The 16,935-nt window shown below is 44.2% G+C and carries 17 protein-coding genes; 4 read left to right on the plus strand and 13 right to left on the minus strand.

Annotation, left to right across the window (positions count from 1 at the left end; translation table 11 throughout):
* Positions 1 to 140: 140 nt before the first annotated feature.
* Entirely contained in the window at positions 141 to 623 is a 483-nt protein-coding gene (locus DK187_RS08095) for a universal stress protein (RefSeq protein ID WP_111606848.1), read from the minus strand.
* Positions 624 to 663: 40 nt separating this feature from the next.
* The gene (locus tag DK187_RS08100; protein WP_111606849.1) at positions 664 to 885 is read right to left on the minus strand and encodes a hypothetical protein; all 222 of its coding nucleotides are present in this window, start codon (positions 883 to 885) and stop codon (positions 664 to 666) included.
* Between the two features lie 189 nt (positions 886 to 1,074).
* Here DK187_RS08100 and DK187_RS08105 point away from each other — a divergent pair, with 189 nt between their 5' ends.
* The gene (locus DK187_RS08105; protein WP_111606850.1) at positions 1,075 to 1,695 is read left to right on the plus strand and encodes a BamJ family beta-barrel-assembly machinery protein; all 621 of its coding nucleotides are present in this window, start codon (positions 1,075 to 1,077) and stop codon (positions 1,693 to 1,695) included.
* Positions 1,696 to 1,837: 142 nt separating this feature from the next.
* Here DK187_RS08105 and DK187_RS08110 read toward each other — a convergent pair whose 3' ends face one another.
* From DK187_RS08110 to DK187_RS08150, 9 genes are all read right to left on the minus strand, one after another.
* Positions 1,838 to 2,254, minus strand: a complete 417-nt coding sequence (locus DK187_RS08110; protein WP_111606851.1) for a GNAT family N-acetyltransferase — start codon at positions 2,252 to 2,254, stop codon at positions 1,838 to 1,840.
* A gap of 24 nt (positions 2,255 to 2,278) precedes the next feature.
* The gene (locus DK187_RS08115) at positions 2,279 to 3,478 is read right to left on the minus strand and encodes a cupin domain-containing protein (protein ID WP_111606852.1); all 1,200 of its coding nucleotides are present in this window, start codon (positions 3,476 to 3,478) and stop codon (positions 2,279 to 2,281) included.
* 111 nt (positions 3,479 to 3,589) lie between these two features.
* Entirely contained in the window at positions 3,590 to 4,963 is a 1,374-nt protein-coding gene (purB, locus tag DK187_RS08120) for an adenylosuccinate lyase (protein ID WP_111606853.1), read from the minus strand.
* Positions 4,964 to 5,117: 154 nt separating this feature from the next.
* On the minus strand, positions 5,118 to 7,337 hold the full coding sequence (locus tag DK187_RS08125; protein WP_111606854.1) for an NADP-dependent isocitrate dehydrogenase: 2,220 nt from the start codon (positions 7,335 to 7,337) through the stop codon (positions 5,118 to 5,120).
* Between the two features lie 308 nt (positions 7,338 to 7,645).
* Complete coding sequence (gene hflD, locus DK187_RS08130; RefSeq protein ID WP_111606855.1) at positions 7,646 to 8,275, minus strand: high frequency lysogenization protein HflD; 630 nt, start codon at positions 8,273 to 8,275, stop codon at positions 7,646 to 7,648.
* A 17-nt stretch (positions 8,276 to 8,292) separates the two neighbouring features.
* A complete protein-coding gene (gene mnmA, locus DK187_RS08135; RefSeq protein ID WP_111606856.1) occupies positions 8,293 to 9,414 on the minus strand; it encodes a tRNA 2-thiouridine(34) synthase MnmA in 1,122 nt (373 codons plus the stop codon).
* 75 nt (positions 9,415 to 9,489) lie between these two features.
* The gene (locus tag DK187_RS08140) at positions 9,490 to 9,894 is read right to left on the minus strand and encodes an NUDIX domain-containing protein (RefSeq protein ID WP_111606857.1); all 405 of its coding nucleotides are present in this window, start codon (positions 9,892 to 9,894) and stop codon (positions 9,490 to 9,492) included.
* Positions 9,830 to 10,540, minus strand: a complete 711-nt coding sequence (locus tag DK187_RS08145) for a pseudouridine synthase (RefSeq protein WP_111606858.1) — start codon at positions 10,538 to 10,540, stop codon at positions 9,830 to 9,832. The genes DK187_RS08140 and DK187_RS08145 overlap by 65 nt, the downstream gene beginning before the upstream one ends.
* A gap of 124 nt (positions 10,541 to 10,664) precedes the next feature.
* Complete coding sequence (locus DK187_RS08150; RefSeq protein WP_111606859.1) at positions 10,665 to 10,919, minus strand: cold shock domain-containing protein; 255 nt, start codon at positions 10,917 to 10,919, stop codon at positions 10,665 to 10,667.
* 323 nt (positions 10,920 to 11,242) lie between these two features.
* Between DK187_RS08150 and clpS the strand changes: the two genes are divergently transcribed.
* Positions 11,243 to 11,590, plus strand: coding sequence for an ATP-dependent Clp protease adapter ClpS (gene clpS, locus DK187_RS08155; protein WP_111606860.1), 348 nt, complete (start codon positions 11,243 to 11,245; stop codon positions 11,588 to 11,590).
* Between the two features lie 20 nt (positions 11,591 to 11,610).
* Positions 11,611 to 13,866, plus strand: a complete 2,256-nt coding sequence (gene clpA / locus DK187_RS08160; RefSeq protein WP_111606861.1) for an ATP-dependent Clp protease ATP-binding subunit ClpA — start codon at positions 11,611 to 11,613, stop codon at positions 13,864 to 13,866.
* Between the two features lie 307 nt (positions 13,867 to 14,173).
* Here clpA and infA read toward each other — a convergent pair whose 3' ends face one another.
* Together infA and aat are read right to left on the minus strand one after the other, a co-directional pair.
* Positions 14,174 to 14,392, minus strand: a complete 219-nt coding sequence (gene infA / locus DK187_RS08165; protein ID WP_012070936.1) for a translation initiation factor IF-1 — start codon at positions 14,390 to 14,392, stop codon at positions 14,174 to 14,176.
* A gap of 265 nt (positions 14,393 to 14,657) precedes the next feature.
* Entirely contained in the window at positions 14,658 to 15,437 is a 780-nt protein-coding gene (gene aat / locus DK187_RS08170; RefSeq protein WP_111606862.1) for a leucyl/phenylalanyl-tRNA--protein transferase, read from the minus strand.
* Positions 15,438 to 16,008: 571 nt separating this feature from the next.
* Between aat and DK187_RS08175 the strand changes: the two genes are divergently transcribed.
* Entirely contained in the window at positions 16,009 to 16,890 is an 882-nt protein-coding gene (locus tag DK187_RS08175) for a hypothetical protein (RefSeq protein ID WP_111606863.1), read from the plus strand.
* Positions 16,891 to 16,935: the final 45 nt, after the last annotated feature.

Genomic DNA, 16,935 nt, shown 5'->3' on the forward strand with positions numbered 1-16,935 from the left:
TTGAGTGATGAAGATTTTATGATCATCACTATATATTGACATTGGTTGCTCTAAATGGATAGCCCTTTTATATATACAGTAAGTGTATCGAACCGAGGTGAACGTGGCTAGAGCGAAACGCTATTTTATCGTACAAACGGCTATTTTATTGGCACAACAAGCACGGGTATTGAGCTGGTGTGAATAACCTTGTTCGCAGTTGAGCCAATGATCATTTGACTTAAGCGGCCGTGTGTTCGGCTATTCATGACGATTAGGTCGGCATTTTTTTCTTTGGCAATACGCTGTATCGATTCGGCAGGAACGCCGTTTACTATCATCGTTTCAGGTTTTTGCTCTAAGCTAGACAGCTCTTGTGAATATTGTTCCATAAACTCAGAAAGCAGTCTTTCCATACGCGTATTGATGTCTTTGATAGCGTCTTTGCGCATCGCGGCTCTTACTTCTTCAGACATGTGGTTATTAATCATATTGGCTGCCTGTGCATTGAGTGGCTCTACCGCGTGCATCAATATGACTTTTGCGCCATGGGTATTGGCTAAGCTTAATACGAGCTCCATAGCCGCTTGTGTTTTGCCTTCTAGATCGCAAGCATAAATAATGGTGTTTATTTTAGGTAACATGGCAAGATCCTCTTTTTATGTACCTATAAGCTTAATCTTTTTAACTTTTGTTGCTCTGATCTGTATCAATGATCGTGTTGCTTATTTTATGGGCTGAATCCGACAAGCGGTTGGTAGCGTGTCGATCACTATGATTTGCAAATAAGAAACAGCTCATTGACGATAGCAATATAAAACCAATAAACAGCATTCCCCAATAATCCGTGGGTTTTTTACTGTTAGGACATTGTTTAGGGGCTGGGATAAAGTTTTTGGATTTCATAACACGCTCCTCGTAAATCGCGATTTATTAAATGATAATGAATATCATTTAATAAATCTATGGGGATGATTAATAAATTTTTAAAGCGATGTTTTTGGTAGGTGATTGGTTTGAAAAACAAGCCCATGAGATCTGCTTATGGTATGATGTGCGTCCAATTTTTTAGTCAATCAATAAGAGAGAGTAAACATGTCAGAACTGTCGTTCGACTCTAACGAAGCTAAAATCGCCTACGGTATTGGTCGTCAAATCGGTGATCAACTCCGTGGTAGTGATCTTGGTGAATTGTCTCTAACGCATCTTTTCGCTGCGATTGAGGATGCCCTAAATGGCGCTGAAATGCGTGTTCCTGGTGCAGAGCTAGAAGCGGCTTTTGCTGAGCTACAGCAAAAAATGGAAGAAAAAAGCCGTGCAGCATCTGAAGAGAATGTAAAAGCCGGTGAAGACTTCCTTGCATCAAACAAAGTCAAAGACGGTGTTCAAACGACAGAGAGTGGTTTGCAATTCGAAGTACTGGAAGAAGGTACGGGTGCGACACCAAGCCGTGAATCAACTGTTCGTGTCCATTACGAAGGTCGTCTAATTGACGGTCAAGTATTTGATAGCTCTATTGCTCGTGGTGAACCTATTGAGTTCCCTCTAACTGGCGTTATTGCTGGTTGGACCGAAGGTCTTCAGTTGATGAAAGAAGGCGCGAAGTACCGTCTTACTATTCCTGCTGAATTGGCTTACGGTGCTCAAGGCGCTGGCGCCATGATTCAACCTTTCTCTGTGTTGCAATTTGATGTTGAGCTGATTGCGGTTGTTTAATAGAACAGTTTAATAAAATGTAGGCCGGATGAGCCGAGGTACGAGGCACTTACCTGTAAAAAAATAGCGGCGAATGGTCTCAATCCAACGCCTGATTACGGTCGTTCCTCCCTCATCAGGCCTACAACTTAATGAATCACAATTAAATGTCGCGTTCCATGCGGATGTGCATCTTGCCGGCTTCTAAAAACATTTTGCCATCAGTATGGAAATTTTGTTTTTCGTAGAAGGTTTGTACATCAACTTGGGCATGCAAAAATACCTTACGAATGCCCATTTCTCTTGCCACTTTCACCGCTCGAGTTAATAGCATTTCGCCATAGCCTTGATGGCGATAGGCAGGCAACACAGCAAGTCGGCCAATTTGACCCTTCTCTGTTAAGCGACATGTTCCTGTGGGAACAGCGGTTGTACCAAAAGACACAAAGTGTACTGCGTCCTCATCAAGCTCGTCCCATTCGTCCTTTGGATCGATGCCTTGCTCGATGATAAAGACTTGTTTGCGCACAAAGGTGAGTTGATCTTTGCTACTGTTCCAGTCTGATGTTAATACCTTCATGTTATTCCCTTAATAAATGTGCTTTTATTCTTCCGCCGCCAATTCGATAAGTCCTTGCTGACGAATTAGAAAGCGTACAAGAGGCTCTAGGTCGGTATTTTGTGTCAGATCCAGCCCAGAAAAATCGAATTCAACTTGATGGCAAACCGCTTCCACAAAGCCTGTTAGTTCTGCGTCAACGAGTAGGTGTTCACCATTACAAAATACACGAATTTTGCCCTTATCTTCAGCACTTTGTTGAGCATAGTAGCAAAGACGTGCATCGCCGGGGCGAATGAAGGTTTGGCCCTGTGTTGCGCTGTTAAAAGCATTGTTTAGTTCTTCTTGATTCAGTGGCTCAAGGTATTCAGGGTATTTGCTTTCACTCATTGTTTCCCCTAACCATTCTGCCAGTAGGTCAGGCTGGTTAATAAGACGAGTCAGTTCGGTTTGCAAATATTGAATGTCATCTTTGCTGATGTGCGCGCTGTGTTGGCGAGCCGCTGTTTCTGGCGCTGCAAAACGGTCCTTTACATTGTCTGTTTCACACAGTTTATCGCGAATGCCAGTTAAAACATCCTGCATGCTTGGCGCACGGAAACCGATGGAGTAGGTCATACATTCATCATCCAATGCGCGGCCATTGTGGGCAAAGTTCGGTGGTAAATACAGAATATCGCCCGTTTCTAGTTCCCAATCCATGTCTGGATTAACCGGAAAGTTATCCAAAATATGTAATTTGATGTTCGGGATCGCCGAATCCTGGTATTCATCTGGTGCTAGAACTTGCCAGCGACGTTTGCCTGATACTTGCACTAAAAACACATCGTATTGATCGTAATGAGGGCCAACACTGCCGCCTTCTGTGGCGTAGCTGATCATCACATCGTCTAAGCGCCAGCTTGGTAAAAATTCAAATTGTTCTTTTAACGCTTGGACTTCAGGTACCCAATGGTCCACGGCTTGAACCAGTAGCGTCCATTCTTTTTCAGGTAGGGTCGCAAAAGTATCTTCGGTAAAAGGGCCTTGGCGCATTTCCCAAGGTCTGATTCCGTTTTCGATGACAATACGAGATTCAATGTCTTCTTCCATTGCCATACCAGCGAGTTCATCTGCTTCTAATGGCAGAGTGAAATCAACAAGACCACCACGAATTAATAACGGCTTTTTTTGCCAATATTCGTCGATAAAGGTTTGGGCAGTCATGCCGCCAAGAATAGTCAATGGGGTGTTTAGGTCTGTCATAAATCGCTCATTAAAAGAACAAAAGAAGTGGTGATGATCTTAGAAGCTAATGGCTTAAAAGGCAAAAAGAGCCGATAAATCGGCCCTTTTATTTACTTGTTACAGTAAGGCTTAGTTACGAATCGCTTTTGCTTGTGCAACGGCGTTACCGATATAAGTCGCAGGGGTTAGCTTTTTAAGGTCTGCTTTTGCCTGCTCTGGCATGTCTAGGGTGTCAACAAAGGCTTCAATTGTCGCTTGGTCGATCGTGCGGCCACGGGTTAGCTCTTTTAGCTTTTCGTATGGCGACTCAATACCGTAACGACGCATGACCGTTTGAATAGGTTCTGCCAATACTTCCCAAGCATTGTTAAGGTCGGCTTCAAGGCGAGGTGCATTGATTTCCAACTTGCTGATGCCTTTTAGGGTTGCTTGGTAAGCGATTAAGCTATGAGCCAATCCAACGCCAAGGTTGCGAAGAACCGTAGAGTCCGTTAGATCACGCTGCCAACGAGAAATTGGCAATTTAGCGCTCAAATGCCCCATGATGGCATTCGCAATACCCAAGTTACCTTCGGAGTTTTCGAAGTCAATTGGGTTAACTTTGTGCGGCATGGTAGAAGAACCGATCTCGCCAGCAATGGTTTTTTGCTTGAAGAAACCCATAGAAATGTAGCCCCACACGTCGCGGTCGAAATCGATCAAGATGGTGTTGAAGCGGCAAATGGCATCGTATAGCTCGGCAATGTAATCATGCGGCTCGATTTGAGTGGTATAAGGGTTCCAAGTCAAGCCGAGAGACGTCACGAAGGCTTCAGCGTGTGCTTGCCAATCCACATCTGGGTAAGCGGAAAGGTGAGCGTTATAGTTACCGACAGCACCGTTGATTTTGCCTAAAAATTCAACGTTTTCGATTTGTTTCAATTGACGCTTCAAACGTGCCGCAACGTTGGCCATTTCTTTACCAACCGTTGTCGGAGACGCTGTTTGACCGTGCGTACGAGACAACATGGATTGCTCTGCGTGCTCAATTGCTAGGTCTTCAATGGCTTTGATGACGTTTTTAAGCTCAGGAGTAATGCCTTCCTCCAACGCTTCACGCAACATCAAGGCATGCGATAAATTGTTGATGTCTTCGGAAGTGCAGGCAAAGTGAACAAATTCTGAGATGGCGGCCAATTCAGCGTTTCCAGCCATTTTGTTCTTGATGAAATATTCTACCGCTTTGACATCGTGGTTCGTGGTTTTTTCAATGTCTTTAATGGCTTGGGCATCGGCTTCACTGAAGTTATCGGCTAGCTGATCCAACAAAGCACTGGCTTCATTGCTCAAGGCTGGCACTTCAAGAATTTGTGGGTGTTTGGCAAGAGCCTGTAGCCAGCGAACTTCGACTATGACTCGCATACGCAGCAAACCATACTCGCTCACGGAGCGACGTAGTACGTTTGTTTTCGATCCGTAACGACCGTCGATAGGGGAAATTGCATTTAAGCTAGTTAATTCCATTGAGATAACGCCTCGAACATGGTTTTCAGGGAGTGGCTATTATAGGCAAAAGGGCGCAGGTAATACAGAGATTCACTGGTGGGATTGGTATAAAAAAGCCCCGATGCGGCTTAAGTCGCATCGGGGCTGGTTGATATTGCTATCAGGTTTTCGCTTAGAGCGACGCTAACGCTTGGTTGAAGGTCGCGCTTGGACGCATGATCTTAGCGACTTCTTCTAGGTTAATGTGGTAATAACCTGTCAGACCTGCTGGTTTACCTTGAACCGCTGTCAGTTCCGCAACGATCGTCGCTTCTTTCTCAGTCAGTGCTTTCGCCAATGGCGCAAATTTCGCCGCCATTTCAGTATTGTCTGTTTGCGCAGCAAGCTCTTGAGCCCAGTACATGGCTAGGTAGAAGTGACTACCACGGTTATCGATTTCGCCAACTTTACGAGAAGGGGACTTGTTGGTGTCGAGCAATTTGCCAGTGGCTTTGTCTAGACATTTAGCAAGAATTTTTGCTTTCTCGTTGTTTTGCTTGATGCCAAGCTCTTCGAAAGATACCGCTACTGCCAGGAATTCACCTAGAGAGTCCCAGCGAAGGTAGTTTTCTTCCATTAGCTGTTGAACGTGTTTAGGAGCAGAACCACCCGCGCCAGTTTCGTACATGCCACCGCCATTTAGCATTGGGACGATTGACAGCATTTTTGCAGAGGTGCCCAATTCTAAGATGGGGAACAAGTCAGTTAGGTAATCACGTAAGATATTACCAGTAACAGAAATGGTATCTTTACCGCGAATAATACGTTCCATAGAGAAACGGATCGCTTCGTTGTAGGACATAATTCGAATGTCTAAACCGCTTGTGTCGTGGTCTTTTAGGTAAGTTTCTACTTTTTTACGAAGCTCGTTATCGTGCGGACGAGCATCTTCTAACCAGAATACCGCTGGAGTATCAGATTGACGAGCACGAGTCACGCCTAGTTTTACCCAGTCTTTAATAGCCGCGTCTTTGGTTTGACAAGCGCGCCAGATGTCGCCTTTCTCAACGTTGTGTTGCATCAGGATGTTGCCGTTTGCATCCACAACGCGCATCACGCCATCGGCTTTCATTTCGTATGTTTTGTCATGAGAGCCGTATTCTTCTGCTTTCTGAGCCATTAGGCCAACGTTTGGTACAGTCCCCATTGTTACTGGGTTAAAGGCACCGTTGGTTTTACAGAAGTTAATGGTTTCTTGGTAGATACGTGCGTAAGTACTGTCTGGAATAACGGCTTTTGCGTCGTGCGCTTTGCCATCACGGCCCCACATTTTACCTGAGTTACGGATCATCGCAGGCATAGACGCGTCAACGATGACGTCACTTGGTACATGAAGGTTCGTGATGCCTTTGTCTGAATCGACCATGGCAAGTTCAGGGCGTACTTTGTATACGTCTTGGATAGCTTGCTTGATTTCTTCTTGTTTCGCTTCAGGAAGTGTTTTGATTTTATCGTAAACGCTGCCTAGACCGTTGTTTGGGTTAACGCCAATTTCTTTGAAAAGTTCGCCGTATTTTTCGAAAACGTCTTTATAGAAAACGGTTACTGCGTGACCAAATACGATTGGGTGAGAGACTTTCATCATGGTGGCTTTTAAATGCACAGACCACATGATGTTGTCTTCTTTCGCTTCTTGTAATGTTGCTTCAAAGAAAGCGCGAAGCTTTTTAGTGCTGATATTCATGCTGTCGATGATCTCGCCAGCAAGAAGCGGAAGTGATTTTTTCACTTCGACAGAACCGTCTTGACCAACAAACTCAATTTTAACGGTTTGAGCGGAATCCATAGTAACGGACTGCTCGGAAGAGTAAAAATCGCCTTCACGCATGTAATCAACGTGAGAAACAGAGGTCTTGCTCCATTTGCCCATTGAGTGAGGGTTTTTGCGAGCGAAGCCTTTAACAGCCGCTGGTGCGCGACGGTCAGAGTTACCTTGACGTAGAACAGGGTTTACTGCGCTACCAAGTACTTTTGAGTAGCGTGCTTGAATGTCTTTTTCTTCGTCGGTTTGTGGGTTTTCAGGGTATTCTGGAAGATCGTAGCCTTCAGCGTTCAGTTCTTTGATGGCGGCGTTAAGTTGTGGCAAAGACGCACTAATGTTAGGCAGTTTTACGATGTTCGCTTGTGGGTCCGCGGTGAGGTCACCTAAGAACTTTAGGCCGTCTTCTGCTTGTTTGTCTGCAGGCAAACGATCCGAAAACGCAGAAATAATGCGGCTTGCTAAAGAAATATCGGTAAGTTTTAGTTCAATATCCGCTTCTTTTGCAAACGCGCCAAAGATTGGCAGCAAAGATGCTGTCGCGAGTGCTGGTGCTTCATCGGTCAACGTGTAATAGATGGTTTGTTTCGACATATAATTCCCCTAACATTTAAGGCTAGTTGCCTATTTGAATCGAAGATGACTTTTCGCCGCCATTCCCTTATTTAAATCTTTTGAGCAGAAAACTGGTTTACAGATTTAAAAATTTGTGCCGTATAGTAACTTAAAAAACCACTTTTAAGATATTGGCCTTGAGATATACTCAAAATTGATTTCAGTTATCTCCTGAAGGCGCGACCTATTTTTTTGTAGGTCGTGCTTTAGCGCGTCAAGGGTTTTGGTTTGGTGTTACCAGCTTTTTGTCGGCCTGAAGGCGCGACCTACATCGTTTTGTGTGATAGTTAATTCCGTGCGTCTAAGGCGTTTAATAAGGCTTTTCTCTTAAAGATTAAATGCCAGCGTTTGCCGCCGAGTTGTCGCCATAGCATGGCGGCACGGATGCCTGCCATGAGGATGGCTCGAACTTGATTGGCCACATGTGGCTGTTGCAAAAATCGACTGTCGCCTTGCACTTGAATTCGAAAAGGCAGTTTGCTTAATGTGTCTTGGTACAGGCCTGAGATGGAGGCCAGCATATTTTCGTGTAAAACGCTTTCGTAGTGAGTTTTCTTCTGTTCTATCTGGGGGATGCGTTGGCCAATGATAGAGAGCATCTCAGGAGCTTTAGAAAGCTTGTTTTCAAGATGGATAAGGCTAAGAGCGTACCGTAGCGTATCTGGATTAACGCTGCTGCGTTCTTTTCCTAGCGCCTGTCGGGTAATTTTCCGGCCTAGTCCAAGGTTGCTTGAGCAATCCCATTGCCCACCATAAATGTCTTCTGTAGAGGCGGCGCTAACCATTAAAATGCTGTCTAGTAATGGTTGTAAGCTGGCGTTATCGACTTGCCCGGTTTTTGCCAAAATGGACACCAATTCCGCGGCCTGAAACACAGCGGATAGGGCGATGGTTTGCTCTTTTTCTCTACTACTCACGTTTTTTCTCTCAATAATTACTTGTTAAAAGCGACGTTGATGATGCCACCACCAAGACACACATCGTCTAGGTAAAACACCACAGATTGACCCGGTGTAATGGCTCGTTGCGGCTCGATAAACGACACTTCAACACGGCCATCAGCAAGCTCTGTGATGGTACAATCTTGGTCTGCTTGGCGATAGCGGCACTTGGCTTTGCAGGTGAGAGGGAAGGTGGGTTTTGTCCTTGCAACCCAATCGAAATTGTCGGCAATTAAGTGTGTTTTAAACAAGGATTCGTGTTGTCCACCTTGTGTCACTTTCAACACATTGCGTTCCAGATCTTTTTCCACCACATACCAAGGATCGTCAGAATACTTTGCGAGACCACCAATACCCAAGCCTTGGCGTTGCCCAATAGTGTGGTACATCAACCCATGATGGCGGCCAATTTTATCGCCTTCGAGGGTTTCTATATCACCAGGTTGAGCAGGCAAATATTGCTCTAAGAAGTCTTTGAAGCGGCGCTCGCCAATAAAACAAATGCCAGTACTGTCTTTTTTGTTGTGAGTCACTAGACCAAATTCTTCGGCTAAACGACGCACTTCAGGCTTTTCAAGTTCACCAACGGGAAAGAGGGTTTTGGCAATTTCATCTTTCCCAACAGCGTATAAAAAGTAGCTTTGATCTTTATTGCCATCTAAGCCTTTTAATAATAAAGGTTCGCCGTTTTTTTCACCGCGGCGAACATAGTGGCCTGTGGCTATGTAGTCAGCGTTCAGTGCCATGGCGTATTCTAAAAAGGCTTTAAATTTAATTTCTTTGTTGCATAAAATATCTGGATTGGGTGTACGTCCAGCTTTGTATTCTGCTAGGAAATGCTCGAACACATTGTCCCAATACTCTGCGGCAAAGTTGGCTGTGTGCAGTTTGATGCCTAATTTATCCGATACCGCTTGTGCATCTGCAAGATCGTCTTTGGCTGTGCAATATTCTGTACCATCGTCTTCGTCCCAGTTCTTCATGAACAGACCTTCAACCTGATAGCCCTGCTGCATCAAGATAAGTGCAGACACAGAGGAATCAACACCGCCAGACATACCGACGATGACTTTTTTTGAATGGTTTGCGATGTTCGCAGTAGGGCTTTCTTTCATGCGTTGTTGTGTCTCGACTGTTATTCGTAAAGCGAAGAGGCGCAGCCTCAAATGAATGTAATATTTGCTATTGTATCACTTTCTTAGTGTCGGCATAGGCCGAAGAAACTGATCGGACAAAAAGCTTAAAGGAATAATGGGGTTATTAAATGAATCTTCAATGCAGGCACGAATTAACGGACTACGATGAGGTAACTCGAGTATTTCTTCATAGCTTAACCAATGGCTAGAAACGATGTCATCATCGAGTGGCTCATTGCTTTCACTCACGGCTTCACAGACAAAACACAAGCGATGAAAAGTATCGGCCCCTTCATAAGGGGTGAAGGCATAAATGCCCAGTAAGCCGATGGGTTTTACTAGCCAGCCAGACTCTTCTTTTGTCTCACGAATCACGGCTTCGATGACGCTCTCATTATTTTCGACGTGGCCCGCTGGTTGGTTTAGGACGAGCTGGCCGTTTTGCCACTCTTTCACCATGAGAAAACGCTGGTCCTTTTTCACCAGAGCGGCGACGGTTAGGTGAGGCAGTCTTTCTCTTTCTTTGTGCTTCAAAATGAGTCACCTCTTTCAATAAACTATCGGTTGGTGTTATATGATTCCATTGGCCTACAGGGGTGTTTTCTAGTGTATAAGGACCAATGGCATAGCGAATGAGTCTAAGTGTTGGAAAGCCAACCGCGGCTGTCATTCGACGAACTTGTCGGTTTTTTCCTTCGCGAATTTGCAACGACAACCAGCTAGTGGGAATGTTCTCCCTGTGTCTGACCGCTGGTATTCTTTCCCAAATATTAGGTTCTACTATGCGTTCAGCATGAGCTGGTTTCGTCAGCCCATCTTTCAGTTCGACACCTTGTTTTAGTTTGTCTAACGCGTCGTCTGATATTTCTCCTTCCACTTGAACCCAGTAAGTTTTGGGCAGTTTGAAGTCGGGGGAGGCGATAATATGCTGCAGTGCCCCTTGATTCGTGAGCAGTAATAATCCTTCCGAGTCAAAGTCTAGCCGCCCAGCAGGGTAAAACTCTGGTATGTCAATATAGTCGGCTAGGGTAGATTTATCGCCTTCAGCAGAAAACTGGCTGAGTACTCGAAAGGGTTTGTTAAATAAAATTAAGTTGGAAGACATGGGTGCTATATATGTTTAAGAAGAACGGAAAGCGTAAAAAATACGCGAAAAAACACGTATCTTACTCCTCGAGTGTGAGGAGTAAGATAGCAAATCCGTAAGAGGATAGCGATGACGTTCTGTTTTAAGCGGGCTGGGCTTTTTTGTCGGTGGAATGAGTATCCTCTTGTTTCGTTGTTGTGGGATTAATCTCAATGGCGTGTAGGCCCCTTTCCCCAGGCTCAACATTAAATGTTACTGTCTGTCCTGCTTTGAGGGTTTTATAGCCTTCGACATTGATCGCCGAATAATGAATAAACAAATCTTCATTAAAATCCTCTGAGACAATAAACCCGTAGCCTTTTGCGTTGTTAAACCACTTCACTGATCCGTGATACATGAGTTACTCCTTACGACTCTGATCGTTGTAAAACGTCTAACCATATGGTTGCCTGCATCATCAAAAATGCGCCATGATGTTGCTGGGCACCTTAAAAATTCAACCCGAATAGCGTAGATTACTAAATAGGTGCAACTTGTTTGTGTTGGATCAATGCTAGAATTTTAAGCATAAACATTGATTGCACATTTAGTTACCCCAATAAAGAGCGTAGAAGCCCTTTTAGGATTTGTAAAATCCAAGTAGCTAAGTGTTGCGTATATAAGTCGTAATGCGTCAAGTTTGGCAAATTACGTAAAAAATTGTAGCCTCAGAGGCATGGGATGATTGTAGATCAACAAATTAGACTAGTATCAGAAGATGAGCAGCACGGACACTCCAATATCGCGATTGCTCCTGAAGAAACAGAATTAAAACCACCTTCCATGTATCAGGTGGTGTTGTTTAATGATGACTATACGCCAATGGATTTTGTCGTGTTTGTGTTACAGCGTTTTTTTTCTATGGATGGGGAGAAGGCCAAGCAAGTAATGTTAGAAGTGCATACAAAAGGCAAGGGTGTTTGTGGTATTTACCCTTTTGATATTGCCGAAACCAAAGTCGCAATGGTACAACAGTTCGTGGAACAAAATGAGCACCCCTTAATGTGTGACCTACAAAAGGTCGACTGATTCAGAGTGAGGGAATAGCAATGTTAGATAAAGAACTAGAACAAACCCTGAATATGGCTTTTAAAGCGGCGCGTGATAAGCGCCATGAATTCATGACGGTAGAGCATCTATTACTCGCTCTTATTGAAAATGGCGCTGCTTCAAGCGTCCTAAAAGCATGTGGTGTTAATTTAGAAACCTTAAGTCGGGAGCTTGAGGAATTTGTAAACAGTACAACACCGTTGATTCCAGAAAACGATGATGAGCGTGAAGTGCAGCCTACGTTAGGTTTTCAGCGCGTATTGCAGCGTGCTGTTTTCCATGTTCAGTCATCAGGTAAACGAGAAGTGACTGGTGCTAACGTATTGGTGGCTATTTTTAGTGAGCAAGAAAGCCAAACGGTTTACCTATTGAAGCGTCACGGCGTGGCGCGTATTGATGTGGTTAACTACGTGGCTCATGGTATTTCTAAACTAGGTGACTCTTCCTCGCATGAAGCGGAACACGATGACGAAGCAGACGATTCCGTCGCGGCGCCGTTGCAAAAGTTTGCGACCAACCTAAACGAAGAAGCCAAAGCTGGGAAAATCGATAAGCTAATTGGTCGAGAATACGAAGTCGAGCGGGTGATACAAACCCTTTCGCGTCGTCGTAAAAATAACCCCTTGCTTGTGGGCGAGTCCGGAGTGGGTAAAACAGCGATTGCTGAGGGCCTAGCAAAACGAATCGTAGATGGACAGGTTCCTGATGTGATTGCGGATGGCGTTGTTTATTCGCTTGATTTAGGGGCTTTACTCGCAGGCACAAAATATCGTGGGGATTTTGAAAAGCGTCTTAAACAATTATTAGGCGATTTGAAAAAACTGCCCAACGCTATTTTGTTTATCGATGAAATTCACACCATTATTGGTGCGGGTGCGGCCTCTGGTGGTGTTATGGATGCCTCCAATTTGCTTAAACCCGTGCTTAGCTCTGGTGGTCTACGCTGTATTGGTTCAACCACTTTCCAAGAGTTTCGCGGTGTGTTTGAAAAAGACCACGCTTTGGCTCGTCGTTTTCAGAAAATCGACGTCAATGAGCCAAGCGTAGACGATACGTATCAAATTCTGAAAGGCATTATCGGGGCGTTTGAAGAACATCATAAGGTGAAATATGAAGAGCCTGCTTTGTTGGCAGCGGCAGAATTGGCGCAGCGTTATGTGACCGATCGCCACATGCCAGACAAAGCCATTGATGTTATTGACGAGGCGGGTGCTTATCAGCGTTTGCAACCAGAAGGCAAGCGTAAGGCCATTATCACGGTTGCCGATATTGAAGACATCGTTTCTAAGATTGCTCGGGTGCCTGTGAGGGCGGTTAACTCTGATGATAGACAAGTGTTGTCTAATTTAGAGCGCAACTTGAAAATGGTGGTGTTTGGACAAGATAAAGCCATTGATTCTTTGTCCTCAGCGATCAAGTTGTCGCGTGCGGGATTGAAAGCAGAGCAAAAACCAATTGGTTCTTTCCTCATGGCTGGGCCAACGGGCGTCGGTAAAACCGAAGTCACTAAGCAACTTGCTAAACAGTTGGGCTTGGAGTTAATTCGTTTTGATATGTCGGAATATATGGAACGACATGCGGTGTCTCGCTTGATCGGCGCTCCTCCAGGTTATGTGGGGTTTGATCAAGGCGGTTTGTTAACGGAAGCCGTGACTAAGAACCCACACAGTGTGGTGTTGTTGGATGAAATTGAAAAAGCGCACCCAGAAGTCTTTAACTTGCTGTTGCAGGTAATGGATCACGGTACTTTGACCGATAACAACGGGCGTAAGGCGGATTTCCGCAACGTGATCTTAGTGATGACATCGAATGCGGGAGCAGAAGAATTAGCGCGTCGTTCGATAGGCTTCTCGAGTCAAGATAACTCTACCGATGGCATGGAAGTGATTAATCGCACGTTCACACCTGAATTTAGAAACCGTCTTGATGCGGTGATTCAATTCCAGCAGTTAGACGAACGCATTATCTTTAATGTCGTGGATAAGTTCTTGGTGGAGCTGCAGGCTCAATTGGATCCTAAAGGCGTCTTGTTGGAGGTCTCAGACACCGCCAGAGGCTGGTTAGCAAACAAAGGCTACGATCGTCAAATGGGCGCACGTCCAATGGCTAGGGTCATTCAAGAGCATCTGAAAAAGCCGTTAGCGGATAAGATACTGTTTGGTGATCTGCATGAAGGTGGTCATGTTAAAGTGGCTTTGGATGAGAAAAGTGATGAACTGAAATTCGAAGTGATCAAAGAAGAGGTGGTTCATTAAACGGTCACAAAACGAATTCTATTGAGCTTGTAGGTTGCGCTTTAGCGCGTCAAGGTTTTTAGTTTGGTGTTATCGGGCTTTTGACGGCCTAAAGGCCGACCTACATGGGATTGGTTTTTAGTTTGGTGTTATCAGGCTTTTGACGGCCTAAAGGCCGACCTACATGGGATTGGTTTTTGGTTTGGTGTTATCGGGCTTTTGACGGCCTAAAGGCCGACCTACAGGTATTAGAGACATAAAAAAACCGGACTCAGTCCGGTTTTTTTATGTCATCGATTTAAGTAGGCCGATTGAAGGCTACTTAATATTAACGAGCACGGTACACGATACGGCCTTTTGAAAGATCGTATGGTGTTAACTCAACTTTTACCTTATCGCCAGTCAAAATACGAATGTAGTTTTTACGCATTTTTCCAGAGATATGAGCAATTACAACGTGTCCGTTTTCTAATTCGACACGGAACATGGTATTAGGCAACGTATCAATGATAGTGCCCTCCATTTCTAAGCCTTCTTCTTTTGCCACAATAAGTGTCCTATGGTGTTAATACTTACATTTAGAGAGCTTTGCACGACTTAACGTCCTGCAAAGCTCTCATTTAGTAGGCGCCGCTGTTACAGTGTGTCGCGCTACTTTTGTCAGTTTAGTGCTGCTTTTTATCGGTTAGGCACTAATTATCACGTGCATTAAGCAACGCCTGAATTTTGATCGAGCGTATTTTGCCTAAAAACGCAGCGTAAGGCAAACCTAGTTGTGCGCTTATCGCCTCTATTTTTAGTGATCCTCTTGCTTAAATGCGTTGTTTTTGTGTTTTTTGCCCCAGTTGAATGAGTGCTGGGTTGGTTGTTGTGGCGGGTATGAGTTGCTCCAATTGTTTTGAAAACACTTCTCGCTCGATTAATTTGGCACCCAGCGAAAGCAAATGCTTTGATTCGACTTGGCAATCGATGAGTTCGATATGGCAGTTTTGTGCGAGTTCGCAAAAAAGCTTTAGGGCCACTTTTGAGGCGTTGGGAACCAGCGAAAACATGGATTCGCCAAAGAACATGTTCCCCATCGCGATGCCGTAAAAACCCCCAATAAGTGTTTCATTTTGCCATATTTCAATGGAGTGGGCGTAGCCCAATTTATGCAACTTTTGATAAGCGGTTTTGATGTCTTTTGATATCCACGTTCCTTCTTTGTTGACCCTTAACCCCGCGCAATGATTGATCACGGCAGAGAAATCTTGGTTTATTGAAAAAAACCATTGCTCATGCTTTGACGCGGTTTGGTCTATTTTTTTAAGGGCTTTTTTGAGTGATTTTGAAAGATGGAAATCGGCGGGTTTTAGTACGCATCGCTGTCTAGGATGCCACCATAGAATAGGGTCTGGATCACTGAACCATGGGAAAAACCCTTTGCTGTATAAATGGATTAATCGCGTGGTAGATAGGTCTCCTCCAATGGCTGATAAGCCCTCAGGGTCTTGTAATGCTTTGCTTGGATTTGGTGTGTCGTAGGGCGACTCGGTGAGTAAAACGAGCTCTTGTGTGTCATCGGTATCTGAATCGGTGGTAGAGGTTTGCATAGGGTGAGGATTATCCTGATGGATCTCGTTTTACAGCATTGTGTGGTGAGTATTTATTAAAACGACCGACGAAAAAAAAGTCTATGAAAAAAAACCTTAAAAGCGCATAAAAAAATTAAAGAAATAAGTTTCCGATCCGTTAAATAGGATAAGTGGGTCGAATTAAGTAAAAAAAAATATTAGACTTGCGACTTGCTGACACAATCTCATGCTCAATTGATTGAACTGTGCATGAATAAACGAAAAAAAATGTTCTTCGTTGTCTTTATTGGGTGTTTTTTGTCCAAAAAAGGCTTCAAGATGAAAAAAAAAAGAAAAAAAGTGCAAGGAATGCTTGACCGATAATAGAAAACTTGGTTTTAATCAATGCATTCCATAACAGTAATTCGAAAGCATAATCGAATGCAGTATTGGGAATTAAGATAACTGGCTTTTTTGGCAATTGTCACAAAAGTGAAATCGATCGGTTTTAAGATACATGAGTCGTTGATTTAGCAACGTTTCTTGGTTTGACGAAAATCTATCAATAGGTCTACAAGGCCACACAATATAATATAAAGGGGAATCTTGAATGAAAGCGATTAAACTTGCTTCTGTGTTTGCAGTATCTGCTGTTGCGGCTGCTGTTTCTACTGCCACTTTCGCTGCTGATGCCATCATTACTGGTGAAGCTGGTGTTGAGTATGTTTCTTACAATAGCAGCGCAAATATGAATGATGCTGCTGACGGTACTGGTCTTGGCGAGCTAGAATTGCACGTTGATACTGGTCTTGTTTACGCTGAGCTTGAGTTCAAAACAACTGATGACAGCGAAACCGGTTACGGAAACGACGAAGCCGTTAAAATTGGCATCGAGAAATTGTATGTTAAGCAAGGTGCCGTGTCTTTTGGTCGCTTTGATGGCTCAGTAGCAACTGGTTCTTTCTACGGCATGGATGAGATTTTCGATGGTGTAGACCTAGTAACGAGTGCAAAAAATGATACTGATAACACTGGCGTTCGTTACAAAGTAACGCCTGAGTTGACAATTGCTCTAGAAGCTACTTCTCCAACTGCAGCAGAAGATTCTGAAGTGGGTGTTGCTGCGTCTTACAAAAAAGACTTCGGCTTCATCAAAGCAGGTATCTCTGGTGGCGCTGTAGGCGATGCTAACGCAGCAAACGTAGGTATTCAGACAGTATCTGGTCCTTTCACTGTGTCTTTGAACTACGGTGTGGGCGAGAAAGGCGCGACAGGCCAAACTGATGTTGAGCAAATGACCTCTTCGATTGCTCTTGCTGCGACTGATGCTTTGACTTTCACTCTAGAATACTCAAATGATCTAGAAGCAGAGCAAGATGGCACTTACTTCATCGGTGAGTTGGCTTCTGGTGACTTGACTTACTACGTGAAAAACTACAACGGTGATTTGACTGTTGAACGTACTATTGTTGGTGTAAAAACTTTCTTCTAAGATTTTTCTTTACAAGGCTTTTTCAATCAGAGAAAGCCTTTCTTA

It is taken from the genome of Marinomonas arctica (assembly GCF_003259225.1).
Lineage (GTDB): Bacteria > Pseudomonadota > Gammaproteobacteria > Pseudomonadales > Marinomonadaceae > Marinomonas > Marinomonas arctica.